The sequence below is a fragment of the Staphylococcus auricularis genome (genome assembly GCF_001500315.1).
Classification (GTDB): domain Bacteria; phylum Bacillota; class Bacilli; order Staphylococcales; family Staphylococcaceae; genus Staphylococcus; species Staphylococcus auricularis.
In genome coordinates, this window is record NZ_LLER01000009.1 from 201,064 (window position 1) to 225,539 (window position 24,476).

Consider the following 24,476-nt stretch of genomic DNA (forward strand, 5'->3'; position numbering starts at 1 on the left):
AATCTTGTTAGTAAGCGGAAGTGCATCGTAAACATTACTATTTACAATCATTTCAATGCATATTATAGTTAATAGCGAGGTGAAAAAATGTCAACGCCAGTCTTTGAATTAAAAAATATAGATTATTTTTTCGACAATAAACAAGTGTTGGAAAATATTAACATTAAAATTAACAGAGGAGAATTTTTGGCGATCGTTGGACCTAACGGAGCTGGAAAATCTACATTATTAAAAATTATTTTAGGTCTGTTACCGATGCAACGTGGAGAAATGTACGTTGACGGCAAACGGTATAACGGCAAACAGACGATGCTAAAAATTAGCTATGTGTCACAAAAAGCACTTTCTTTTAAAGCAGGATTCCCTGCAAGTGTAAAAGAAATTGTGTTGAGCGGCTTAACTAAAAGAAAACGTTTATTTCAATGGTTTAATAAAAATGATGTACAAAAAGTGAAAGATGTATTACATCGACTCAACATAGAACATCTTATTGATCGCAATATCGCCGAACTGTCAGGTGGACAACAACAACGTGTGTTAATCGCACGCGCGTTAGTCAGTGACCCAACTGTACTCATTTTAGATGAACCCACGAGCGGTATCGATGCGAAACACGTGAATGCCTTCTATGAAACACTAGAGCGATTAAAACGAGAAGGAGTTACTATCATTCTCGTGACACATGATATTGGTGTCGTAGCAGATACAGCAACAGAAGTCGCATGCTTAAATCGACACTTGCACTTCCACGGTACGACAGATGAGTTTAAATCATTAGACGAAGTTGAAATTTCTAAGATTTATGGTCATCCAATTCAATTTGTGGATCACCAACATGATAGGGAGTGTTGTTCTGAATGATTGATGCATTATTAAATTTCGACTTCATGAGGTATTCACTCATTAGTGGGATACTCATCGGTTTCATTGCGCCATTTATTGGTGCCTTTATTGTCGTCAGACGGTTATCTTTAATCGCTGATGCGCTAAGTCACGTCACGCTCGGTGGTATTTCATTTGGTATGTTCTTAATCACGATTATACCGACAGCGGCACTCATTAACCCGATGTGGTTTGGGGTGTTATTTGCGATCGTCGGTGCGTTACTCATTGAGAAGTTACGTACCACATTTAGTAATTATCAAGAAATTGCGATACCTATTATCATGAGTTCAGGGGTAGCTTTAAGTGCCATATTCATATCACTCGCAGACGGTTTTAACCAAGAGATTGTAGGATTACTTTTTGGTTCAATCAGTGCAGTAAGTTTGAGTGATATGATTACAATCATTATTATAGTAATTATAGTAACGATTTTTATCTTATCATTATACAAAGAATTGTTCGTCCTATCTTTCGATGATGAATATAGCAAAGTCATTGGATTACCAAAATGGATTCAATTTCTTTTCATTGCGATCGTCGCTATGGTCATCTCAGCATCTATGCGCGTCATAGGTATCTTATTAGTGAGTGCATTAATCACGTTACCTATTGCAATTGCGATGCGAATTACAAAAGGATTTAAGCAATTGATTATACTGAGTATCATACTTGGTGAAGTATCCGTGATTTCAGGATTGTTCTTAGCCTTTTATCTAGATATTTCTCCGGGTGGTGTCATCGTCATGATACTCGTATTCATATTAATTTTAACGATGGTACTTCAGAAACTGAAGGTTAAAGTTAAAAAAGGGGCTGTTAATAATGAAAACAGATAATGCAATACAAATACTTAAAGAACACGGTCATAAATATACAAACAAACGCCGTGATATGATAGATATCTTTGTTTCAGAAGATAAATATATTAATGCAAAATATATCCAACAGAAAATGGATAAAAACTATCCAGGTATCTCATTTGATACGATTTATCGTAATTTACATTTATTTAAAGATCTAGGCATTATAGAAAGTACAGAATTGGATGGAGAAATGAAATTTAGAATTGCTTGTTCAGAACATCACCATCATCACTTTATTTGTGAAGTATGCGGAGATACTAAAGTCATTGAGTTCTGTCCAATTGATGAAATACAGTCTAATTTACCGAACGTTTCTATCCATACACATAAATTAGAAGTTTACGGTGTATGCGAAAAATGTCAGAAAGAAAAACAAACCGTTTAATGTTCCTTCTTATACGAATATAGTATTTCAATCTTGCTGAAATGAAGTCAACGATAGGTGATTTATCCGTTCATTTGTTATGTATATCTAACTAAACCTAGCTTTTAAGTAAGAATTATTAAATTTCTAACTTAACTATGTTTAAAAACCTAATATTTGAGATATACTTAGAATGGATCAAAGATAGTAAACATCTATAATATATGATTGATACAGTAAGCATTAAGATTGTTGATAAATGAATTTATTGCTATGCTTAGTGTAATTACACTTAGGAGGATGATTATTTATGGCTTTTGAATTACCAAACTTACCTTATGATTTCGATGCGTTAGAACCGTATATTGATAAAGAAACTATGGAAATCCACCATGACAAACACCACAACACATATGTAACTAAATTAAATTCAGCAGTTGAAGGTACAGATTTAGAAAATAAATCTATCGAAGAAATTGTTGCTAATTTAGATAGCGTACCTGAAGATATTCAAACAGCTGTACGAAATAATGGTGGTGGACACTTAAATCACTCATTATTCTGGGAATTATTAACTCCTAACTCTGAAGAAAAAGGTACAGTCGTAGATAAAATTAAAGAACAATGGGGTTCTTTAGACGATTTCAAAAAAGAATTTGCTGACGCTGCAGCAGCTCGCTTTGGTTCAGGCTGGGGTTGGCTCGTTGTAAATGCTGAAGGTAAATTAGAAATCACTACTACACCTAACCAAGATAACCCAATTACAGAAGGTAAAACACCTATTTTAGGTATTGACGTTTGGGAACACGCTTATTACCTTAAATATCAAAACAAACGTCCAGAATATATCGAAAACTTCTGGAACGTTGTAAACTGGGAAAAAGTTGACGAATTATATCAAGCAGCTCAATAATTCGACTCTTTTTGACGGCCTATTGATATAGGTCGTCTTTTTTTTGAATTAAAATAATAGAAAAATCACGGATTTTCGTATATCATTTGTAGATAGAACGTTTGAATAGAGGTAGGTTGTGTTGTTAAAAAGACTTAAGGAAAAAACAAATGATGAAAAACTAAGAAATACAATGAATAAGAGGATCAGTTTTATCTTCGGCATTGTAGTATTGATCTTTGCAATTGTTATCCTTAGATTAGGTTATTTACAAATTGCACAAGGGTCTCATTATAAACAGGAAATCAAAAACAGTGAAAATATCACGGTAAATGAATCTGTCCCACGAGGAAGAATCTTAGACCGAAACGGCAAAATACTTGTAGATAACGCATCTAAAAAAGCGATTACGTATACAAGAGGTAAAAAAACGTCTCAAGATGAAATACTCGATACTGCAGAAAAATTATCTAAATTGATATCAATGGATACAGATAAAATCACAGAACGTGATAAACAAGACTTTTGGATTCAAAAACATCCAGATCAAGCACAGAAAATGATGTCAAAAGAGCGCAGTTTATTAGAAGCAGGTAGTATTTCACAAGAACAATATGATGAAGCGCAACGTGAAAAAATAACCGACAAACAACTCAATTCTTTTTCAGATCATGATTTAGAAGTGCTCGCCATTTATAAAGAAATGATGGCAGGGTCTACATTAAATCCTCAAATGATAAAAAATGAAGATGTGAGCGATGAAGAATACGCTGCAGTTTCACAAAAACTATCTAGTCTACCAGGTGTGAATACAACGATGGACTGGGATAGAAAATATCCATATGGCGATAGCTTAAGAGGTATCTTCGGTGATGTATCGACATCAAATGAAGGTCTTCCTAAAGAGTTAACGCAGAAATATTTATCTGAAGGTTATTCTAGAAATGACCGTGTCGGAAAATCTTACCTAGAATATCAATATGAAAGCATTCTAAAAGGTAAGAAAAAAGAAATGAGATATACGACAGATAAATCAGGTGACGTCATCGACTCAGAAGTTGTGAATAAAGGTTCACGCGGCAATGACTTAGTACTCACAATTGATATGGATCTTCAACAAAAAACAGAAGAATATCTCGAAAAACAAATTAAAAAATTACGTAGCGAAGGCGCGAGAGATATGGATAATGCACTCATCGTCGTCACAGATCCACGTAACGGTGACATCCTCGCTATTGCCGGTAAACAAATCGATAAAGACGGTAGCATGACTGATAACGATATTGGTACGTTTACTCAACAATTCGCAGCAGGATCATCTGTTAAAGGTGGTACGTTATTAGCGGGCTATCAAAATGATGCAATTCATGTGGGCGAAACAATGGTCGACTCACCATTACACTTCAGTGGTGGTTTGACTAAACGTTCTTACTTTAACCAACATGGTAGAGTGACAATCAACGATAAAGAAGCACTTATGCATTCATCTAACGTTTACATGTTCAAAACGGCATTAAACATTGCAGGTCAACCGTATACTCCAAATATGAACTTGCCAACGGATGTCGTTGAAGCAGGCCAAAAACTACGTAAAGGTTTAAATCAAGTTGGTTTAGGTGTGAAAACAGGTATCGATCTTCCAAATGAAACCATCGGTCAAATTGAGCCATTAACAACTAATGGGGGTAATTATCTAGACTTAGCCATTGGTCAGTATGATACCTATACTACTATGCAACTTGCGCAATACATCTCTACCATTGCGAATGATGGTACACGTATTCAACCACACATTGGTTCAGAAATAAGAAAAGCAACTAATGAAGATGGTCTTGGTCCGATTAAGCAAAACATTAAAGGTACGGTGTTGAATAAAGTAAATAATTCTGAAGAAGAAATTAACCAAGTTCAACAAGGTTTTGACATGGTATTTAACGAAAAAGATGGTACGGGTTACCAAAGTTTCCATAACACGAAAGTACCTTCAGCAGGTAAAACAGGTACAGCAGAAGTCTTCCAAGACGGTAAACCACGAGTTAATTCAACTTATATTGGATATGCACCACAAGATAATCCACAGCTGGCATTTTCAATCGTGTATAGTAATCAACCTGTTCCTGAACCATGGTTAAACGGCGGTGACTTAGGTAGAGACGTCATCAACTACTATTTCGGAAAAGATCGCAAATAACAACTTAATTCATTCAAGTTTATAGATATTTAAGCTGGTAACTTTCAATGAGTTGCCAGCTTTTAATTTATTCAATTTTAAACTTTTAAAGCATATGTTAGTTATAAATATCAACAATTTGATAGAAACATGATTAAAGGAAATAAAGTAAATGATAGTTTAATGACAATGGTTTTTAATAACGTTATAATGAGTTAAGTACACAGATAAGGGATGAGGATATTGGATAAAAAAACATTGCGCAAAAACACAATTGCAAAAATGAAATCATTCAATGACAACGACAAACAAAATGCAGATCAATATTTAGCGAATCAGTTATATGAAACAAGCAAATATCAAAACGCAGACCGGATTGGCATCGTGCTGTCAATGTCACACGAAGTAAATACATATCGCATCATTTCCCATATGTTAGACGATAAAAAAGCAGTTTTCGTACCTGAAACAGATTATGATAAAAAAGAGATGTCTTTTAAACAAGTTGAGGATATCGACCAGATTGGAAAAGATGCTAAAGGCATCAATCACTCGACAGCAGATTTACCGATTTCAAATGACCTTGATCTCGTCATTGTACCAGGCGTCGCGTTTAATCAAGAGGGCTATCGTATCGGCTATGGTGGCGGTTTTTACGATAAATTTTTAACACAATATCAACCTGATACCATCAGCTTAGTATATGATTTTCAATTGGCAGATTTTGAAGTAGAATCTCATGATCAGCCAGTTGATGAGTTAATAATAGCTACAACATAATTGGAGGCCAACATGATTACTGAAAAGCAATACTGGAAATGTATATACTTATGGGTTAGTTACAACGATTATCAAGTTGTCTATCTCAGCCAAGAACAGCAAGAAGTTTGGCTGGCGAATAAGTTAAAAAAAGATGTGGCCATTTTTAAATATGGTGTCAATACAAGCCAAGAAACACGCTTTTTAAAAAGCCGACTTATCGAACATCAAGCGGATATAGAAACACATTTAGGGTTTTCACCTAAAACTTATCAATACTATCTTTTCACTGAATACGAACTCAGCAATGATAATTTAGATGAAAAACGTCCGATTGATTTAAAATTTCATATGATTCATGATGAAGCAGCTATGGCTAAAAACATGCCTAACTTTTTCACACGACAAATTAATAAATTAAATGATGATAAAAAGACGACACACCACTATAAGAAGCGGATGCTTAATAACAATCCAGTAGAGAAACATTTATTAAAATTTGCGCCTGTTACCTATGCACTGATAGCGATCAATGTAGTGATATGGTTAGCAATGGTGTTATTTTTAAATCATTTCTCAGATATTAAATTACTGGATGTAGGTGGTTTAGTTCATTTTAACTTTGTTCATGGTGAATGGTATCGCCTAATTTCTTCCATGTTCCTACATTTTGGGTTTGAACATCTTTTAATGAATATGTTGAGTTTATTCTTATTTGGTAAAATTGTTGAATCTCTTATAGGTCACTGGCGTATGTTAGTGCTATACCTTATATCTGGTATCGTAGGTAACTTTGCGTCATTATCGTTCAACCTCTCAACGGTATCAGCAGGCGCAAGTGGCGCTATCTTTGGTTTAATTGGTGCGATTGTAACAATCATTTTCCTCAGTAAACAATTTAATCGAAAAGCGATTGGAGAATTACTGATTGCATTAGTCGTACTTATCGGATTATCACTATTCATGCCTAATATTAATATTGTGGCACACGTAGGTGGCTTTATCGGCGGTATCTTTACAGTCATTATTCCATATTATTTCAACAAGAATCGAAATATCTTTTGGATTAGCATCATTGTGGCTGCGATATTATTAATTTTAGCGATTGTAAGAATTTATACGATTGATGAAGAGAACATCTATAACACTATGATTAAAAATGAACTTTATGACACAGATTATAAAGAAGCACAAGACATCGTTGATCATACAATTAATAAAGGCTATGCAGATGATGAGACCTACTATTTAGCAGGGATGATTACAGCCACAAAAAGCTCTAAAGCAGAAGCGATGGCCCAATGGGAACGTGGTCTTAAAAACTTTCCTAATAGCGGATTGTTAAATTATCAATTAGCGATTGCCAACCGTTCACTTGATGATGAAAAAAAGGCCAAAAAATATATTAAAAAAGCGGTGGAGATTAATCCGAATAGCGAAGCTTATAAAAATTTGAAAAACGAGCTGGATGATCAGTGAGACAACAAATCGAAACATTATATGATGTACAACAACTGTTAAAACAATTTGGATTTATTATTTATTTTAAAGATGAACAAGATAGACTCGAGATGATGGAACAAGAAATAAATAATTTATATGAGTATGAGTTGATTACGAAAGATCAATATTTAAAAAGTAAAATGATAATTAAACGAAGAAGGATGAATGGATGAATGAAGCAGATAATTTTAGCAGCCGATATCGGTGGCACAACCTGTAAATTAGGGATCTTTGATCAAGCATTAGAGCGCATTGAAAAATGGTCTATCGACACAGATGTAACAGATCCAACTGGTGTCAAATTATTGAAAGATATCTATGAAGCTTTTAAAAGTAAATTGAATACATTAAACTATACGGTAGAAGAGGTCATTGGCGTCGGTATTGGCGTCCCAGGTCCTGTTGATTTTGAAACGGGTGTCGTTCACGGAGCCGTCAATCTATATTGGAATGACAAAGTCAATGTAAGAGACATTTTCAAACAATTTATTGACTGTCCTATTTATGTAGATAATGATGCGAATGTCGCAGCACTAGGAGAAAAACATAAGGGCGCTGGTCAAGGTGCAGATGATGTTGTTGCCATTACACTCGGCACTGGCTTAGGTGGCGGTGTCATTTCTAATGGCGAAATTGTCCATGGACATAACGGTGCAGGCGCTGAACTTGGCCATATTTTGGTCGATATAGATCAACGTTTCCAATGTAACTGTGGTAAATCAGGATGTATTGAGACGGTCGCATCTGCTACAGGTGTCGTTAATTTAGTTCATTTCTATTATCCTAAATTAACATTCAGATCTTCCATCCTTCATTTAATTAAAAATAACCAGGTTACAGCCAAAGCAGTGTTCGATGCAGCAAAAGAAGGCGACCCGTTTTGTATCTTCATCACTGAACGTGTAGCGAATTACATTGCTTATCTCTGTAGCATTGTGAGTGTGACGAGTAATCCGAAATACATCGTGCTTGGAGGCGGCATGTCTACAGCAGGCTTGATATTGATTGAAAATATTAAAACGACTTACCGTCATTACACGTTTAAACCTGCTCAAGAAGGTACTGAAATTGTACAAGCAGAACTCGGTAATGATGCAGGTATCACAGGAGCGGCAGGACTTATTTATACTTATATTATAGAAAAGGAAGGCGTTAAATAATGGCAATTGTCGATGTAGTCGTAATACCAGTAGGAACTGAAGGCCCAAGTGTGAGTAAATATATCGCAGAAATCCAAACGAAATTAGAATCATTCAAACAAGAAGGTAAAATTGATTATCAACTCACACCAATGAACACATTAATTGAAGGTGACTTAAAAGATTTATTCGAAGTGATCCAAGCTATTCATGAACTTCCATTCAACAAAGGTTTAGATCGCGTATGTACCAATATCAGAATCGATGACAGACGTGATAAAACACGTAAAATGAACGATAAATTGGCTTCTGTACAAAAACACTTAGATTAAAGTGAGAGATGAGTTATGCAAATATCACATTTAACTTTAGGGTTAGTCGCAACAAATACTTATTTTGTGGAAAATGATGAAGCTGTGATTTTAATTGATCCTTCAGATGAGAGTCAGCGCATTATCGAACGGCTTAATGAAATCAATAAGCCGTTAAAGGCTATTTTGTTGACCCATGCACATTTTGATCATATCGGGGCATTAGATGACATTGTAAATACATATGATGTGCCCGTATATATGTCACCGATTGAATTTGAATTTTTAACAGATGCAGATAAAAATGGTTCTGAAAAATTTAAACAGTACGGTTTACCTCGTGTAACGAGTCATGTGACACCACAATCGCTTGAAGAAGGGCGGTTATCCATTGATAATTTTGATATTGAAGTGTTACACACACCAGGACATTCCCCTGGTAGTTTGACATTTGTATTTGATGATTTTGCAGTCGTAGGTGATACACTGTTCAATGGTGGTATCGGTCGAACAGATCTTTATCAGGGTGATTTCGAAACTCTGATTGATTCTATCATGGATAAAATATTCAATTTAGAAGAAACGAAACCACTATATCCTGGTCATGGCCCAAGTACGACGATTGAAAATGAACACGATAATCCATTTTTATTTTAATTGATTCAGGTTATAAACGAATCACAGTTTTGTATCAAAATCATTAACTTAATAAGAGTAAAAAGGTCACCTCCCACGTGTATACATGTAGGAGGTGATTTTTTGAAGATATTATTCGAACAACTGATGAAAAAAGCAATCATACAAAAGGTTTCGGACATCCACTTTATTCCAGCAGGTACGGAGACTCATATCAAGTTTCGTGTTAAAGGGGATCTAGTAGACTATGACATCATACAACGTCAAAACTACATCAAATTACTCACGTATATGAAATACTTAGCTGGATTAGATGTATCTACACATAATAAAGCGCAGAGTGGCCGTTATTTGTTTAAACACCAAACACTATATTACTTGCGAGTCTCAACCTTGCCATTAGCATTAGGAATTGAGAGCTGTGTGATTCGTGTCATTCCGCAATACTTTCAATCACAAACACAAAACGAAGACATGACTGATTTATATCACCATATGAATAAGAAATAAGGTCTCATTCTATTTAGTGGTCCTACAGGCTCAGGCAAAAGTACGCTGATGTATCAAATGGTAGCTTATGCAAAAGACAAACTGAATTTAAATATTATAGCGATTGAAGACCCAGTAGAGCGTCTTTTACAAGGCATTACGCAAATATCAGTCAACACGAAAGCAGGGATTGATTATGCATCCTCTTTAAAAGCCATTCTACGTTGCGATCCAGATATTATTCTTGTAGGAGAAATCAGAGATGCCTCTATAGCAAAACAGGTATTACAAGCAAGTTTAAGTGGCCATCTCGTGCTCTCAACGATACATGCAGAAGATTGTAAGGGCGTGATTTTAAGATTGCAAGAAATGGGTGTCACAGAACAAGAAATGAAACAAGCCATTCTTTGTATCAGTAATCAACGTTTAATTAAAGACAATGAAGATGAATTAAGACTTGTTTGCGAGATTATGAAGAAGGATGATATTAACTATTTCTTTGATCATGAGAAGCATTTACCAAAGCAATATCAGACATTGTCTTATATGATTCAAGAATTAACTAAAGCAGGTGTGATTTGTGAAGAAGTTGCGAATAAATACACATAATATCAAATTTAAACGAAAGCGCGTGCTCTCAAGTGCATCACAAATTGCATTGTTACGGCGATTGAGCGATTTACTCGCTAACGGTTTTACGTTAACAGAATCATTTTCTTTTTTGCTCACTCAAATCGACTTACGCCATGCTTCGGAAAACCAAGCCATTATAGAAGCACTCAATAGTGGCGCTAGCTGTCATCAAGTTCTTAAACTCCTCAACTTTCCTCGAACTGTTATCATGTTAATCTACTTTGCTGAACTGTTTAGCCAGTTACAAGAATGCATCCCTCATGCGATTAATTTTATGACCCGACACCTCAAAGCAAAGCGATCATTAATTAAAACGATTCAATATCCTATCGTACTCATCACGATATTCTCAGTGATGTTAATCGTCCTCAATCAAACGATTATCCCCGAATTTCAAAACCTCTATGAAACGATGGATGTTCAATTATCTCCGTTACAACATTACCTCACACAATTTATAGTACATCTTCCTTCTGCGATATGCTTCATATTTATTTTCATCCTTTTCCTTTTTTATCTACTACGTTGGCATTATAAAAAATTGTCACCACCCCAGAAGATTATCTTTGCGAAGCGGCTCCCACTTATCGCCAGTTACTATAAATTTTTCAAAACGTATCGACTCGCTTCTGAATTTGCGTTGTTTTATAACAATGGCGTTACGCTCAGTCATATTGTTGATATTTACGAATCACAGACTGAAGATCGTTACTTAACTTATTTGGCTTCGCAGATTAAATTAGGCACAGAAAAAGGCTTACAGTTGTCGGATATTTTAAGAGAAGTGGGGTGCTTTCAGCCTGAATTATTATCGTTTATTGAACAGGGTGAAAAGAAAGGAAAATTAGATGTGGAATTACAGCTATATAGCGCGATTGTCATTGAACAAATTGAGCGTAAGCTTTTAAAACAAATTAAATTTATACAACCGATTATATTTTCGTTACTTGCATTTTTAATTAGCTCACTTTATCTCGTAATTATGTTACCTATGTTTGATTTGATGCAAACGATTAAATGATGAAGTGTTCCCACCCAGACACTAAAAATGATTATATAAAACGAATTAGAAAGGAAGCGTATTGATGCGCTTAGGTGATTCAATTGAATATAAAAAAACTCAGACAAAAAGCTTTTACGTTGATCGAAATGTTACTTGTATTATTGATTATTAGTATTTTGCTCATCCTCATAATCCCGAACATCGCGAAACAATCTGAAAACATACAAGCTAAAGGTTGTGATGCACAACTGAAAATGGTGAACAGTCAAATTGAAGCATATACGCTAAAACATGATAGAAAACCGAATACAATTGATGATTTAGTGCAAGATGGTTTTATTAAAGAAAATCAAAAGAGATGTAAATCAGGTGCCGTGATTGCTATTCAAAACGGGGAAGCGCATGCTACTTAAGCAAGTTCCCGCATTCACCTATATTGAAATGCTCTTTGTATTATCTATTATAAGTATCCTTCTCATCATACAAATGTCTGCTCCTTGGCAGAAAGAGGTCTATGCGTCAGATGAATACACGCTTAACCGGTTAATTTCACAATTTAATTACTATAAAGCGAAAGCGATTAAAGAAGAGCAGACGATTATTTTACTGTTTCTAAAAGGGAAAGGACATATTCAAATCAAGCAACAAGATGGGAAGAAAGTAGCGCCTATTTCGTTAAATAAAGGACATATCAATCCTAAAACTAACGTACGCTATATTAGCTTTGACAAAATGGGCCATATCAATCAATTTGGTTCTTTGTACTTATCGTTTCATGATCGACAGTATCGCATCATTTTTTATATTGAAAAAGGAAGACTCCGTTATGAAAAAGTTTGAAGCGGCAGGATCATTCTTGTTAGATGCTTTGATTTCCTTTAGTATGATTGCTTTGATATGTATTGTGCTACTACCATTTATTTTACAACTGAATCAAACGTTTCACGCTAAAACAAATGATATCGAAATGAAGCGAATCTTGTTAGCTTCGTTAGATCGATATTCAGAAAAAGAGTTACAGAAAGGCATCCGTTATGATTTATACGACGTTTACAAAAGCAATAAGCGTTATTGCATCAAACATCTCTCTCAAAATCAAAAGTATTGTACAAAACCTTAGATCTCCAGGTTTTACGTACATTGAATTACTGTTAGCTCTTTTCGTAACGAGCTTGATTCTCACTATAGTCCCACCATTAATTCAGAGCACTGCTTTTTTAACACACGTTTAAATAGTCATGCAGAAATTGATTTAGCGTTCTTTGCCAGAGATGTAACGGCTGATTTACTCGAAGCGGATAATAAAACAGTAGAAATTAAAGACAAGGGACACACCTTAGTGTTCAAGAAGCAGAAAGATACTGTGAAGTATACTTTTAAAAATAAGAAAATCATTAAAATGGTTAATAACGATGGCAACATTACTCTACTCAATCGTATCAATGCGTTTAACGTATCACGAGATGGTAAATTAATCGTCATCAGAGTGACGCTTATAGAAAAAGGTGGTTCATATTCAAAAACGATTTACTTATAAAATAGATGCGTTTATATCTCCTTTTATCGCCTCTATGGTTATGTTGTATTTTTCGCTAATTTCATTTTATACTCTACAATATACGTTGAAACTAACAACGCTACATCATATAGAATCTTATTATGATAAACAAATTGAAACGCATATTAAAAAAGGAGATAGAAATAATCAAGATGAGTAATCCCTCACTTATTTTAGTTGGTTTTATGGGTACCGGTAAAAGCACCCTTGGAAAATATATTGCGAATCAAAAATCCCTTACTTTTGTCGATTTAGACGATTATATTGTTAATAAAACGTCACAGAACATTCCTGAAATTTTCGAAAATAAAGGAGAAGCAGCATTCCGCGAATTGGAGTACGAAGCCTTACAGGAAACAATGTCTACTTATGACATCATAGCGACCGGTGGAGGCATTATAGAATACGCACCTTCTTTAGCGTTATTACGCAACGCAAAAGGCGTCATTTGGGTTGATTGTGATTTCGATACAATTTTTTCAAGAATTAAAAATGATAAAAATAGACCTAATGCCAAGAATAAATCTTTTGTCGAATTAAAAAACTTGTATTCGAAACGGGTTTCAAGATATAATGAAATCGCATTCAAAAAGGTGAATAGTATTCAAACAGTTGAAGTTTTAAGTGAAGAAATTTTTCAATTGTTAGATTGCGAATGATCGATATCGGAGAGCATAGTTGAGCGATGCATTGATCTCTTAACTATCGCCGAAGGTGCAAGGCATAGCGTCGAAACTCTCAGGCAGAAGGACGATGTCGTAACGCTCCTTGGAGTGATTGAAACTGGGAAGAAATACTATCCTCTCTTTTGATTTTAAACAAAATTAGGGGGTTTCTAAATGTCTAGTGAATTAAAGCAAACACCACTTTATCAAAAATATGTAGATAGTGGCGCTAAAATCGTAGAATTTGGTGGATGGGCAATGCCTGTTCAATTTACAACTATTAAAGACGAACACAATGCCGTTCGTAACAACATTGGACTTTTTGATGTAAGCCATATGGGTGAAGTACAAATTAAAGGACCAGAAGCAAGTAAATTAGTACAGTACTTACTTTCTAACGATACAAGTAAAGTCGCTGTAGGCAAAGCTCAATATACCGCTCTATGTAATGAAAAAGGTGGTGTTATTGATGATTTAATCACTTATCAACTTGATGACGAAACCTATGTACTCGTTGTAAACGCTGCAAACACAGACAAAGACTTTGATTGGATGAAATCTCATTCAGACGATTTCGACGCAGAAGTAACAAATGTCTCAGATCAATACGGTCAACTTGCAGTACAAGGACCTAAAGCACGTGATTTAGTTGCTGAACTCGTTGATGTAGATGTATCAGAAATGCAACCATTTGATTTCAAATTAGATGTAACAATTTTTGATAAAAAAGTCATTCTTTCACAATCAGGATATACTGGCGAAGATGGTTTCGAAATTTACTGTGATTCAAACGATACTGTAGCTATTTGGGACGGTCTTTTAGAACATGATGTGACACCTTGTGGTCTCGGTGCTCGTGATACATTACGTTTAGAAGCAGGTTTACCATTACATGGTCAAGATTTAAGCGAATCAATCACACCATATGAAGGTGGTATTGCATTTGCTGCTAAACCATTAATTGATGACGACTTCATCGGTAAATCAGTATTGAAAGACCAAAAAGAAAATGGTTCTGAATACAGAACAGTTGGTCTAGAAATGATTGACAAAGGTATTCCTCGTACTGGTTACAAAGTATTAGATTTAGATGGTAATGAAATTGGTGAAGTTACTTCTGGTACTCAATCACCATTAACTGGTAAATCTATCGCCTTAGCAATCATCAAACGCAGTGAATTTGAATTAGGTAAAGAAATTCTAGTTCAAGTTAGAAAAAGACAAGTTAAAGGGAAAATTGTTAAGAAAAACCAAATTAGCAAATAATTGAAAAGGGGTGTACATTTTGAGTCATCGTTATATTCCATTAACCGATAAAGACAGAGAAGAAATGTTACAAACAATTGGTGCAGATTCTATAGATGAATTGTATGGAGATGTACCCAAAGATATTTTACTTAACAGAGAATTAGATATTGCAGATGGTGAAGCAGAAAACACTTTATTCAGACGCTTATCACAAGTTGCTAGTAAAAACGTAACAAAAGAAACACATGCTTCTTTCTTAGGTGCTGGTGTTTATGATCATTATGCGCCTGCGTTAGTAGATTCATTGATTTCTCGTTCTGAGTTTTATACTGCTTATACACCATACCAACCTGAAATTTCACAAGGGGAATTACAAGCAATCTTTGAATTCCAAACACTTATTTGTGAGTTAACAGACATGGATATAGCAAATTCATCTATGTACGACGGTATGACAAGTTTTGCAGAAGCTTGTATCTTAGCATTTGCTCAAACTAAGAAAAATAAAATTGTAGTATCTAAAGGTGTGCATTACCAAGCACTTCAAGTACTCGACACTTACTCAAAAGTGAGAGACAACTATGAAGTAATAGAAGTAGACTTAGATGGTACAATTACTGATCTTGAAAAATTAGAAGAAGCTGTCGATGATGATACAGCTGCAGTAGCAGTTCAATATCCTAACTTCTACGGCTCAATTGAAGATCTTGAAAAAATCCATTCATTTATTGAAGATAAAAAAGCATTATTCATCGTTTATGCTAATCCATTAGCACTTGGATTATTAACTCCTCCAGGTAGCTTTGGTGCAGATATTGTTGTCGGCGATACTCAACCATTCGGTATTCCAACACAATTCGGTGGTCCACACTGTGGTTTCTTTGCTACAACTAAAAAATTAATGCGTAAAGTTCCAGGTAGATTAGTTGGACAAACTGAAGATGACGATGGAAATCGCGGTTTCGTATTAACATTACAAGCTCGTGAACAACATATTCGTCGTGAAAAAGCGACTTCTAATATTTGTTCTAACCAAGCACTCAACGCTTTAGCATCTTCAATTTGTATGTCTGCATTAGGTAAACAAGGTGTTTACGAAAGTGCAGTTCAAAATTTCGAAAATGCAAACTATGCAAAATCACAATTTAAAGAAGCAGGTTTCGAAGTTGATAACGGTACTTCATTTAATGAATTCGTTGTTAAATTTGATAAACCTGTCAAAGAAGTTAACGATGCATTAATCAAAGAAGGTATGATCGGTGGCTTTGATTTAAGCGAAGTGTCAGAACAATTTGATAATCATATGTTAGTTGCAGTTACGGAATTGAGAACTAAAGATGAAATTGATACATTTGTTGAGAAAGCAGGTGAGCTTAATGGTAGTAAGTAAATCTAGTCCATTAATTTTCGAACGCTCAAAAGTAGGCAGATTTGCGTATTCTTTACCGAAAAGAGAAATCGACAATGGCGCAGTTGACAAATTATTAGATTCTAAATTTGTAAGAAGCAAAAAAGCAGAATTCCCAGAAGTTGCAGAATTAGATTTAGTACGTCACTATACTGAATTATCTAATAAAAACTTTGGTGTAGATTCTGGTTTCTATCCACTTGGTTCTTGTACGATGAAATACAATCCTAAAATCAATGAAAAAGTGGCACGTATTCCAGGATTTTCTGAAGCACATCCATTACAAGATGAATCACAAGTTCAAGGTTCACTTGAAATCATTTATAGCTTACAAGAAGAACTTAAAGAAATTACTGGTATGGATGAAATTACATTACAACCAGCTGCAGGTGCGCATGGTGAATGGACTTCATTAATGATTTTCAAAGCTTACCATCAACATAATGGTGAAGGTCACCGTGATGAAGTTATCGTACCTGACTCTGCACACGGTACTAACCCAGCTTCAGCTGCATTCTCAGGATTTAAAGCCGTTACGGTTAAATCAAATGAACGCGGTGAAGTTGATATCGAAGACTTAAAACGTGTAGTAAATGAAAATACTGCAGCAATCATGTTAACTAATCCGAATACACTAGGTATTTTCGAGAAAAATATCATGGATATTCGTGAAATCGTCCACGAAGCAGGCGGCTTACTTTACTACGATGGCGCAAACTTAAACGCGATTATGGATAAAGTACGTCCTGGTGACATGGGATTCGATGCAGTGCACTTAAACTTGCATAAAACATTCACAGGCCCACACGGTGGCGGTGGTCCAGGTGCTGGTCCAGTAGGTGTTAAAAAAGAACTTGCTAGCTTCTTACCAAAACCAATGGTCGTTAAAGAAAATGATACTTACAAATACGATAACGACATTGAAAACTCTATCGGCCGTGTGAAACCATTCTATGGTAACTTTGGTATTTACCTACGTGCTTATACGTACATCCGTTCTATGGGTAACGTTGGTTTACGCGAAGTTTCTGAATCAGCAGTACTTAATGCAAACTATATTAAAGCACGCTTGAAAGATCGTTTCGAAATTCCATATGATCAATACTGTAAACACGAATTCGTATTAAGTGGTTCTAAACAAAAAGAACACGGTGTGCGTACAATGGATATTGCGAAACGCTTATTAGACTTTGGTATTCATCCGCCAACTAACTACTTTCCATTAATAGTGGATGAAGCAATGATGATCGAACCAACAGAAACTGAATCTAAAGAAACATTAGATTATTTCTGCGACACTATGCTTCAAATCGCGGATGAAGCTGAAAACGATCCTGATAAAGTGTTAGAAGCACCACATACAACTATCATTGATCGTTTAGATGAAACTAAAGCAGCACGTAAACCTGTATTAAAATTTGAAGGGTTAAAATCTGAAAAATAGTATACAGTTAAAACAATGCATCTGATACGTATGTGCACGATTGTTCATACGTTGCATAACACTTGAGATATTAAGCACTGTTTTATTCACTAGCGGACTAGTAGAGGCATTCCATGTCTTTGCTAGTCCTTTTTATATATCATAGGGCAAAAGAGGTCACAAAAATAAAGGCTGGAACAATATCATGTTCCAGCCTTTATAGCTCATTATATTATTTTTTAGATTTAATTTTACCAGTCCATTTTTTATATCCGCCTTTTAACATGTAGATATCTTTATAACCGTTTTTCTTCAAAATACGGGCAGCACGGTAACTGGCTATACCATTTGCATCACAAAGATAAACGGGTTGGTCTTTTCTTAAACCTTGATATCTTTGTTTAAACATCGTAATTGGGATATTTCTTGCACCATTGATATGTCCATAGTCATAATCAACTTTTTCTCTGACATCTATTACTTGGGCTTTTCTCATCCCTTGATGGAATTCATATTGATTTAATTCTTCAACTGATCTTTTGTTTATAATGGCGTTGAAAATCATATATCCAACGACGATGACTAATAATATAACAATTATCCACAAACTACTCATCTTGCATCCTCCCTAATTAAACGATATTATATATTATAAGGCTGATAGCGTAATTTATCAAAGTATATCTGTCATTCTTCTAGGGGTATGCAACTATTTGTGATTAAATTCACTTAATTTGTTTTTGATTTGTAGAGACAAAAGTGTGGGGAGATTTTAAAATGACTGAAACTTGGAATTTTATCAATACGGGTAGTAATGATCCATATTATAACATGGCGATGGATGAAGCGTTACTTAATTTTGTTTCAAGAGGTGAAATAGCACCTGTGATCCGTTTTTACACATGGGATCCAGCGACATTATCTATTGGCTATTTCCAACGCATTCATCGTGATATTGACGTAGATAAAGTAAAAGAAAAAGGATATGGATTAGTAAGACGTCAGACGGGCGGTAGAGGCGTCTTACACGATAAAGAATTAACATACAGTGTGATTGTACCTGAATCACATCCACGTATGCCTTCGACGGTGACTGCAGCATATCGAGTCATCTCAGAAGGGCTATTAGAAGGGTTTAAACATTTAGGATTCGATGCTTATTTTGCGATTCCGCATACGAAAGAAGAACGAGAGCTGTTGAAACAACCTCATAGTGCCGTGTGTTTTGATGCGCCGAGTTGGTATGAACTTGTGGTAGAAGGCCGAAAAATTGCAGGAAGTGCGCAAGTGAGACAAAAAGGCGTCATACTACAACATGGTTCTTTGTTACAGGACGTAGATGTTGATGACCTCTTTGATATGTTTAAATTTAAACATGATCGTTTACGAGATAAAATGAAAACGTCATTTATGGATAAAGCAGTCGCGATCAACGATATAGCTGATAGACACATCACAATCAACGAGATGGAAGAAGCGTTCGCAGCTGGTTTCCAAAAAGCACTTGATCTTGAATTTACACCATTAGAATTAACCACTGCACAGCAAAATGAAGTGAATACGTTGATTGAAAAATTTAAATCTGACGAATGGAATTATAGAAAATAAGAGCAAAAAATTAGCCGGAAGACTTTTTACTAGTCAATTCCGGCTCTTTTCATATTTATATTAGCGGCGTCGATGTTGTTTTCTATATTTGCGTTTTGCTTTTTTGTATTTACGTTGATCTTCTGTAAGGAAAAAGAAATAGTAGATGAGGTACAGAATAACCCCAATGATGACTAAACTAATGAACATATTGAGTAAGCCAAAAATAAAATGGTCTAAATTCATAATTAAACCGATGGCAGCTACAATCAATATGAAGTAGAACAACCCTTTTTTTAACATGTTAACCCTCCCAAGCATGGTTGAAACGCGCTATTGATTTAAATTAATAGACGCTAAATCACTTTGTCCATCTTTGATTTTATCTTTATCTTTTGAAGCATATCCTTCACTAATATCTGTGAGAGATGAACTTAGTTTTTTGTTTATTTTTTTAATACTTTTCGCTTTGTCTTTCACTTCGCCTGATGTTTTACCTGAGGTGTCGATATCTTCCGTATATTTATCATAAGCTTCATCAATATCACGTTGAATATCATCTAATTTTTTCTTAATGTTTTCTTTACCTTTATTTTGAGAAATTTCTTCCTCGATACGATTATACTTACTAATCGCTTGATTGATATCACTATAATAATTTGATGTCGCTTCTAAATTTTTCGCTTTTTTATTATTGCTTTTCGCTTTAGACATATTTGCTTTATCTTTTTTTAGACTGTTTATCTTACTTTTTTCATTATTGATAGAGTGGTTGAGTTCCTGAATGTCTATTTTTAGTTGATGATTGTCATCGCGTAACTTTGTTGTTTTATCTTCGAGTGGTCCTAAATCTTGACTACCACAGCCCACAAGCAAAACGGACAATGATACGATTGTCACTAATTTCTTTTTCATTTCCTAACTCCTAATTTTTTAACTATTCATGTATATGTTAATTATGCTATCATTTTAATGTATATATAAAGATTGTACAAATTTATTGTATAGGAGGATGAGGGGATGACTCGATTACAGACATTAAAAAATAACTTACAGGATGAACAACTAGACGCAATTGTGGTGTTATCAGATTATAATCGCCGTTATTTATCAAAATTTTCAGGAACTAGCGGTGCCCTGGTAATCACAACATCTGAACAATACTTATTAACAGATTTCAGATACATAGAACAAGCCACAAATGAAGCCACAGAATTTGAAATCGTTAATCAACAAGGTAATTTGATCGACGCAATCGTGCAGCAATTAGAATCAGTTAATGCTGAAAAGGTAGGTTTTGAAGGGGATCTAATCAGTTACGATCAATTCACACAACTCGATAAAGGCCAGTATACACTTCAAAGTATCTCTGGATTAATTGAGAAAATTAGAGAAGTGAAAGATGAAGATGAAATTGAACTCATTCAACAAGCAGCTGATATTGCTGATGAAGCTTACGAATATATTTTGACAGTCGTTAAAGCGGGTATGACAGAACAACAAGTGAAAGCAAAATTAGAAAGTAAAATGCTTGAACTCGGTGCAGAAGGCACTTCTTTCACAACGATCGTTGCCTCTGGTCAGCGTGGTGCGTTACCACACGGTGTGGCTAGTGATAAAGCAATTGAAAATGGTGATCTAGTCACACTTGATTTTGGCGCTTACTATAAAGGATATGCTTCAGATATGACCCGTACATTCGCTGTTGGTCAACCAGATCAAAAATTAGTTGATATTTATAACATTGTACTAGAAGCGAATAAAAAAGGAATTGAAGCTGCTAAACCAGGCATCACAGGTAAAGATTTAGATGCTGTAGCGCGAGACTATATCGCTGAAAAAGGATATGGTGATGCGTTTGGTCACTCATTAGGTCACGGTATAGGGCTTGATGTTCATGAAGGCCCAACCATTTCCAAAAATAGTGATGCTACATTAAATGTCAATCAATGTGTTACAATTGAACCTGGCATTTATGTTGAAGGTTTAGGCGGCGTTCGAATTGAAGATGACATTCTCATCACAGAAAATGGGTGTCAGCGCTTTACTAAATCTACAAAAGACCTTATTATTTTATAATATAGCGTAAAATTGAGGAGGAAAACTGAATGATTTCGGTTAATGATTTTAAAACAGGTTTAACAATTTCTGTAGACAATGGTATTTGGAAAGTCATTGATTTCCAACACGTAAAACCAGGAAAAGGGTCTGCCTTTGTCCGTTCTAAATTAAAAAACTTAAGAACTGGGGCAATTCAAGAAAAAACATTCAGAGCTGGTGAAAAAGTAGAACAAGCGATGATTGAAAATCGTCGTATGCAATACTTATATGCCGATGGTGATATGCATGTGTTCATGGATAATGAAACATTCGAACAAACTGAATTACCAGCTGACCAATTAACTGACGAATTGAAATTCCTTAAAGCAAACATGGAAGTTCAAATTCAAAGTTATGAAGGCGAAACAATCGGTATTGAATTACCTAAAACGGTTGAGTTAGAAGTAACAGAAACTGAACCAGGTATCAAAGGTAATACAGCTACAGGTGCGACTAAATCTGCAACAGTTGAAACTGGATATGAACTCAACGTACCTCTATTCGTCAACGAAGGCGATGTACTTGTCATTAACACAAGTGATGGTAGTTATATCTCAAGATCTTAATTCACTCAAATTATAAAATGAAGGCACATGAATGGATTTAGCACTTGTGATCAAATATATGATAGCGCAGTTTGATTTGCGTAAGTAAATTGAACAGTGTGGCTAAATCTTTTCATGGAGCGGGAATATGGAATCTAAATGCTTACATTTGTAAAAGATAATGTAAGAGCTTAAGTCAACATCGAGAGCTTAGCAAGCGTTTATAAGTAGGATTAATTAGATGATTTTTCCACACCAAACGCTTCATAGCTCATTCAATAAGCGCATGTGTAAACTTGTTGAATGGAACGCGTTGTTACTTAATTATTTAAGATTTCTTTCCCGCTTTTTTCATTACAGCACTTATCGACTTAAAGACGCGTATATGTATGCTTGAATTGAATATTATAGTCAAGTAAAATAAAATAGATAGATGAAATTATTCTGAAGGAGTCTGGATTTATGAATTTTAAAGAAATAAAAGAATTGATAGATATCTTAGATCAATCAAATTTAACTGAAATCAACATTGATGATAAAGGCGGCAGCGTCGTTCTTAAGAAGGAAAAAGAAACTGAAATCATCACACCTCAAGTTTCTGGTCAAGTTGCTCAAGCGCAAGCACCACAAGCAGAGGCACCTGCACAAAACCCTGCACCTGAAGCGCAATCAAACACATCAGAATCAGAAGCAAGCGATGATTTACAAACAATCAATGCTCCTATGGTAGGTACATTTTATAAATCTCCTTCCCCTGAAGAAAGCGCGTACGTTCAAGTCGGTGACACGGTTTCCAAAGATTCAACGGTATGTATCCTAGAAGCGATGAAATTATTTAATGAAATTCAAGCTGAAGTCTCTGGTGAAATTACAGAAATCCTAGTAGAAGACGGTCAAATGGTTGAGTATGGCCAACCGTTATTTAAGGTGAAATAATGAATAAAATATTAATTGCAAACCGTGGAGAAATTGCAGTACGCGTTATCCGCGCATGCCACGAATTGGGATTACAAACCGTTGCGATATATTCTGAAGGAGACAAAGACGCACTACATACTCAAATTGCTGATGAAGCATATTGCGTAGGTCCTACTCAGTCTAAAGATTCATATTTGAACATCCCAAATATCCTTTCGATAGCGACCTCTACAGGTTGTGACGCCGTACACCCAGGATACGGTTTCCTCGCTGAAAATGGCGATTTTGCTGAACTCTGTGAAGCATGTCAATTACAGTTTATTGGACCAAGTTATGAGTCAATCCAAAAAATGGGTATCAAAGACGTAGCTAAAGAAGAAATGAAAAAAGCAGATGTTCCCGTTGTACCAGGTAGTGACGGTTTAATGGAATCAATTGATGATGCGAAAGCAATAGCGGAGCGCATTGGATATCCAGTTATTATTAAAGCGACTGCTGGTGGTGGCGGTAAAGGAATCCGTGTTGCGAGAGATGAGAAAGAGCTAGAAAACGGCTTTAAAATGACTCAAAAAGAAGCAGAAACTGCTTTTGGTAATGGCGGCCTTTACTTAGAAAAATATATCGAGAATTTCAGACACATTGAAATTCAAATTATGGGAGATAAATTTTGCAATGTCGTACATTTAGGTGAACGTGATTGTACGATTCAGCGCCGTATGCAAAAGCTTGTAGAGGAATCTCCTTCACAAATACTTACGGATGAAAAACGTGAGGAAATGGGACAAGCAGCAGTCAGAGCTGCACAAGCTGTGAACTATGAAAATGCCGGTACGGTTGAATTTATATATGATTTAGAAACGAATGATTTTTATTTCATGGAAATGAACACGCGTATTCAAGTTGAACATCCAGTAACAGAGATGGTTACAGGTGTGGACCTCGTTCGACTACAATTAAAAATCGCAGCTGGAGAGCCACTTCCTTTCAAACAAGAAGACATTAACATGAACGGACATGCAATTGAATTTCGTATCAATGCAGAAAATCCATACAAAAACTTTATGCCTTCACCAGGTAAGATTACTCAATACCTAGCTCCAGGTGGTTTTGGCGTTCGCGTTGAATCTGCATGTTATACTAATTATACAATCCCTCCTTATTACGACTCTATGGTCGGTAAATTGATCGTGCATGAACCAACGCGGGAACAAGCGATTAAGACGGGTATTCGTGCTTTAGGTGAATACTTAGTATTAGGTATTGATACAACTATTCCGTTCCACTTACGTTTACTTAACCATGAAGTCTTTAATCGAGGCGATTACAACACGAAATTCTTGGAAAAATACAACATAATGGATGAAGATATGGAATAGG

28 protein-coding genes, 1 pseudogene and 1 riboswitch are annotated in these 24,476 nt (G+C 35.3%); of the genes and pseudogenes, 26 read left to right on the plus strand and 3 right to left on the minus strand.

From position 1 onward, the window contains the following. Positions 1 to 87 precede the first annotated feature (87 nt). The 21 genes and pseudogenes from APS80_RS05540 (at position 88) to gcvPB (ending at position 17,970) form a co-directional block, all read left to right on the plus strand. Complete coding sequence (locus APS80_RS05540) at positions 88 to 861, plus strand: metal ABC transporter ATP-binding protein (RefSeq protein ID WP_059107282.1); 774 nt, start codon at positions 88 to 90, stop codon at positions 859 to 861. After that, a complete protein-coding gene (locus tag APS80_RS05545) occupies positions 858 to 1,721 on the plus strand; it encodes a metal ABC transporter permease (RefSeq protein WP_059107283.1) in 864 nt (287 codons plus the stop codon). Before APS80_RS05540 ends, APS80_RS05545 begins: the two co-directional genes overlap by 4 nt. Then, the gene (locus APS80_RS05550; protein ID WP_059107284.1) at positions 1,708 to 2,133 is read left to right on the plus strand and encodes a Fur family transcriptional regulator; all 426 of its coding nucleotides are present in this window, start codon (positions 1,708 to 1,710) and stop codon (positions 2,131 to 2,133) included. Before APS80_RS05545 ends, APS80_RS05550 begins: the two co-directional genes overlap by 14 nt. Before the next feature lie 289 nt (positions 2,134 to 2,422). Next, complete coding sequence (locus APS80_RS05555) at positions 2,423 to 3,025, plus strand: superoxide dismutase (RefSeq protein ID WP_059107285.1); 603 nt, start codon at positions 2,423 to 2,425, stop codon at positions 3,023 to 3,025. A gap of 121 nt (positions 3,026 to 3,146) precedes the next feature. Next, positions 3,147 to 5,195, plus strand: coding sequence for a peptidoglycan D,D-transpeptidase FtsI family protein (locus tag APS80_RS05560; RefSeq protein WP_059107331.1), 2,049 nt, complete (start codon positions 3,147 to 3,149; stop codon positions 5,193 to 5,195). 222 nt (positions 5,196 to 5,417) lie between these two features. Further along, complete coding sequence (locus APS80_RS05565) at positions 5,418 to 5,954, plus strand: 5-formyltetrahydrofolate cyclo-ligase (RefSeq protein ID WP_059107286.1); 537 nt, start codon at positions 5,418 to 5,420, stop codon at positions 5,952 to 5,954. 12 nt (positions 5,955 to 5,966) lie between these two features. After that, positions 5,967 to 7,412, plus strand: coding sequence for a rhomboid family intramembrane serine protease (locus APS80_RS05570; RefSeq protein ID WP_059107287.1), 1,446 nt, complete (start codon positions 5,967 to 5,969; stop codon positions 7,410 to 7,412). Continuing rightward, entirely contained in the window at positions 7,409 to 7,609 is a 201-nt protein-coding gene (locus tag APS80_RS05575; protein ID WP_059107288.1) for a YqgQ family protein, read from the plus strand. The genes APS80_RS05570 and APS80_RS05575 overlap by 4 nt, the downstream gene beginning before the upstream one ends. Continuing rightward, positions 7,610 to 8,596, plus strand: coding sequence for an ROK family glucokinase (locus APS80_RS05580; protein ID WP_059107289.1), 987 nt, complete (start codon positions 7,610 to 7,612; stop codon positions 8,594 to 8,596). Next, entirely contained in the window at positions 8,596 to 8,907 is a 312-nt protein-coding gene (locus APS80_RS05585; protein WP_059107290.1) for an MTH1187 family thiamine-binding protein, read from the plus strand. The genes APS80_RS05580 and APS80_RS05585 overlap by 1 nt, the downstream gene beginning before the upstream one ends. Positions 8,908 to 8,922: 15 nt before the next feature. Further along, positions 8,923 to 9,543: an MBL fold metallo-hydrolase gene (locus APS80_RS05590; RefSeq protein WP_059107291.1), complete on the plus strand. Its 621-nt coding sequence runs from the start codon at positions 8,923 to 8,925 to the stop codon at positions 9,541 to 9,543. 102 nt (positions 9,544 to 9,645) lie between these two features. Continuing rightward, positions 9,646 to 10,620 (plus strand): annotated as a pseudogene (gene comGA / locus APS80_RS05595) (competence type IV pilus ATPase ComGA). Beyond that, positions 10,592 to 11,665: a competence type IV pilus assembly protein ComGB gene (gene comGB / locus APS80_RS05600; protein ID WP_059107292.1), complete on the plus strand. Its 1,074-nt coding sequence runs from the start codon at positions 10,592 to 10,594 to the stop codon at positions 11,663 to 11,665. The pseudogene comGA and the gene comGB overlap by 29 nt, the downstream one beginning before the upstream one ends. A gap of 83 nt (positions 11,666 to 11,748) precedes the next feature. Further along, positions 11,749 to 12,060, plus strand: a complete 312-nt coding sequence (gene comGC / locus APS80_RS05605) for a competence type IV pilus major pilin ComGC (RefSeq protein ID WP_267952013.1) — start codon at positions 11,749 to 11,751, stop codon at positions 12,058 to 12,060. Continuing rightward, the gene (comGD, locus tag APS80_RS05610; protein ID WP_059107293.1) at positions 12,050 to 12,487 is read left to right on the plus strand and encodes a competence type IV pilus minor pilin ComGD; all 438 of its coding nucleotides are present in this window, start codon (positions 12,050 to 12,052) and stop codon (positions 12,485 to 12,487) included. The genes comGC and comGD overlap by 11 nt, the downstream gene beginning before the upstream one ends. Then, a complete protein-coding gene (locus tag APS80_RS05615) occupies positions 12,474 to 12,767 on the plus strand; it encodes a hypothetical protein (RefSeq protein ID WP_059107294.1) in 294 nt (97 codons plus the stop codon). Before comGD ends, APS80_RS05615 begins: the two co-directional genes overlap by 14 nt. A 75-nt stretch (positions 12,768 to 12,842) precedes the next feature. Continuing rightward, the gene (locus APS80_RS10600; protein ID WP_258026033.1) at positions 12,843 to 13,184 is read left to right on the plus strand and encodes a ComGF family competence protein; all 342 of its coding nucleotides are present in this window, start codon (positions 12,843 to 12,845) and stop codon (positions 13,182 to 13,184) included. Between the two features lie 122 nt (positions 13,185 to 13,306). Continuing rightward, positions 13,307 to 13,864, plus strand: a complete 558-nt coding sequence (locus APS80_RS05625) for a shikimate kinase (protein ID WP_373364595.1) — start codon at positions 13,307 to 13,309, stop codon at positions 13,862 to 13,864. Further along, a riboswitch (glycine riboswitch) is annotated at positions 13,861 to 13,969 on the plus strand. (Overlaps the previous gene by 4 nt.) A 75-nt stretch (positions 13,970 to 14,044) precedes the next feature. Continuing rightward, the gene (gene gcvT, locus APS80_RS05630; protein WP_059107297.1) at positions 14,045 to 15,136 is read left to right on the plus strand and encodes a glycine cleavage system aminomethyltransferase GcvT; all 1,092 of its coding nucleotides are present in this window, start codon (positions 14,045 to 14,047) and stop codon (positions 15,134 to 15,136) included. 19 nt (positions 15,137 to 15,155) lie between these two features. Beyond that, positions 15,156 to 16,508, plus strand: coding sequence for an aminomethyl-transferring glycine dehydrogenase subunit GcvPA (gcvPA, locus tag APS80_RS05635; protein ID WP_059107298.1), 1,353 nt, complete (start codon positions 15,156 to 15,158; stop codon positions 16,506 to 16,508). Beyond that, positions 16,495 to 17,970: an aminomethyl-transferring glycine dehydrogenase subunit GcvPB gene (gene gcvPB / locus APS80_RS05640; protein WP_059107299.1), complete on the plus strand. Its 1,476-nt coding sequence runs from the start codon at positions 16,495 to 16,497 to the stop codon at positions 17,968 to 17,970. Before gcvPA ends, gcvPB begins: the two co-directional genes overlap by 14 nt. Before the next feature lie 211 nt (positions 17,971 to 18,181). Here the strand turns inward: gcvPB and APS80_RS05645 are convergent, their stop codons facing one another. Then, complete coding sequence (locus APS80_RS05645) at positions 18,182 to 18,565, minus strand: rhodanese-like domain-containing protein (RefSeq protein WP_059107300.1); 384 nt, start codon at positions 18,563 to 18,565, stop codon at positions 18,182 to 18,184. A 161-nt stretch (positions 18,566 to 18,726) separates the two neighbouring features. On the opposite strand from APS80_RS05645, the gene APS80_RS05650 reads away from it, so the two are divergent. Then, the gene (locus APS80_RS05650; RefSeq protein WP_059107301.1) at positions 18,727 to 19,557 is read left to right on the plus strand and encodes a lipoate--protein ligase family protein; all 831 of its coding nucleotides are present in this window, start codon (positions 18,727 to 18,729) and stop codon (positions 19,555 to 19,557) included. Between the two features lie 60 nt (positions 19,558 to 19,617). On the opposite strand, the gene APS80_RS05655 is transcribed toward APS80_RS05650, so the two are convergent. Together APS80_RS05655 and APS80_RS05660 are read right to left on the minus strand one after the other, a co-directional pair. Beyond that, the gene (locus tag APS80_RS05655; RefSeq protein WP_059107302.1) at positions 19,618 to 19,839 is read right to left on the minus strand and encodes an SA1362 family protein; all 222 of its coding nucleotides are present in this window, start codon (positions 19,837 to 19,839) and stop codon (positions 19,618 to 19,620) included. A gap of 30 nt (positions 19,840 to 19,869) precedes the next feature. Then, positions 19,870 to 20,451 carry a hypothetical protein gene (locus APS80_RS05660; RefSeq protein WP_059107303.1) on the minus strand — a complete coding sequence of 194 codons (582 nt, stop codon included), beginning with the start codon at positions 20,449 to 20,451 and terminating at the stop codon, positions 19,870 to 19,872. 105 nt (positions 20,452 to 20,556) lie between these two features. Here APS80_RS05660 and APS80_RS05665 point away from each other — a divergent pair, with 105 nt between their 5' ends. The 4 genes from APS80_RS05665 to accC all read left to right on the plus strand — a co-directional run bounded on the left by APS80_RS05665 (position 20,557) and on the right by accC (position 24,475). Next, entirely contained in the window at positions 20,557 to 21,615 is a 1,059-nt protein-coding gene (locus tag APS80_RS05665) for a M24 family metallopeptidase (protein ID WP_059107304.1), read from the plus strand. A 29-nt stretch (positions 21,616 to 21,644) separates the two neighbouring features. Next, positions 21,645 to 22,202, plus strand: coding sequence for an elongation factor P (gene efp / locus APS80_RS05670; protein ID WP_059107305.1), 558 nt, complete (start codon positions 21,645 to 21,647; stop codon positions 22,200 to 22,202). Positions 22,203 to 22,643: 441 nt separating this feature from the next. Then, the gene (gene accB, locus APS80_RS05675) at positions 22,644 to 23,117 is read left to right on the plus strand and encodes an acetyl-CoA carboxylase biotin carboxyl carrier protein (protein ID WP_059107306.1); all 474 of its coding nucleotides are present in this window, start codon (positions 22,644 to 22,646) and stop codon (positions 23,115 to 23,117) included. Then, entirely contained in the window at positions 23,117 to 24,475 is a 1,359-nt protein-coding gene (accC, locus tag APS80_RS05680) for an acetyl-CoA carboxylase biotin carboxylase subunit (RefSeq protein ID WP_059107307.1), read from the plus strand. Before accB ends, accC begins: the two co-directional genes overlap by 1 nt. Position 24,476 lies beyond the last annotated feature (1 nt).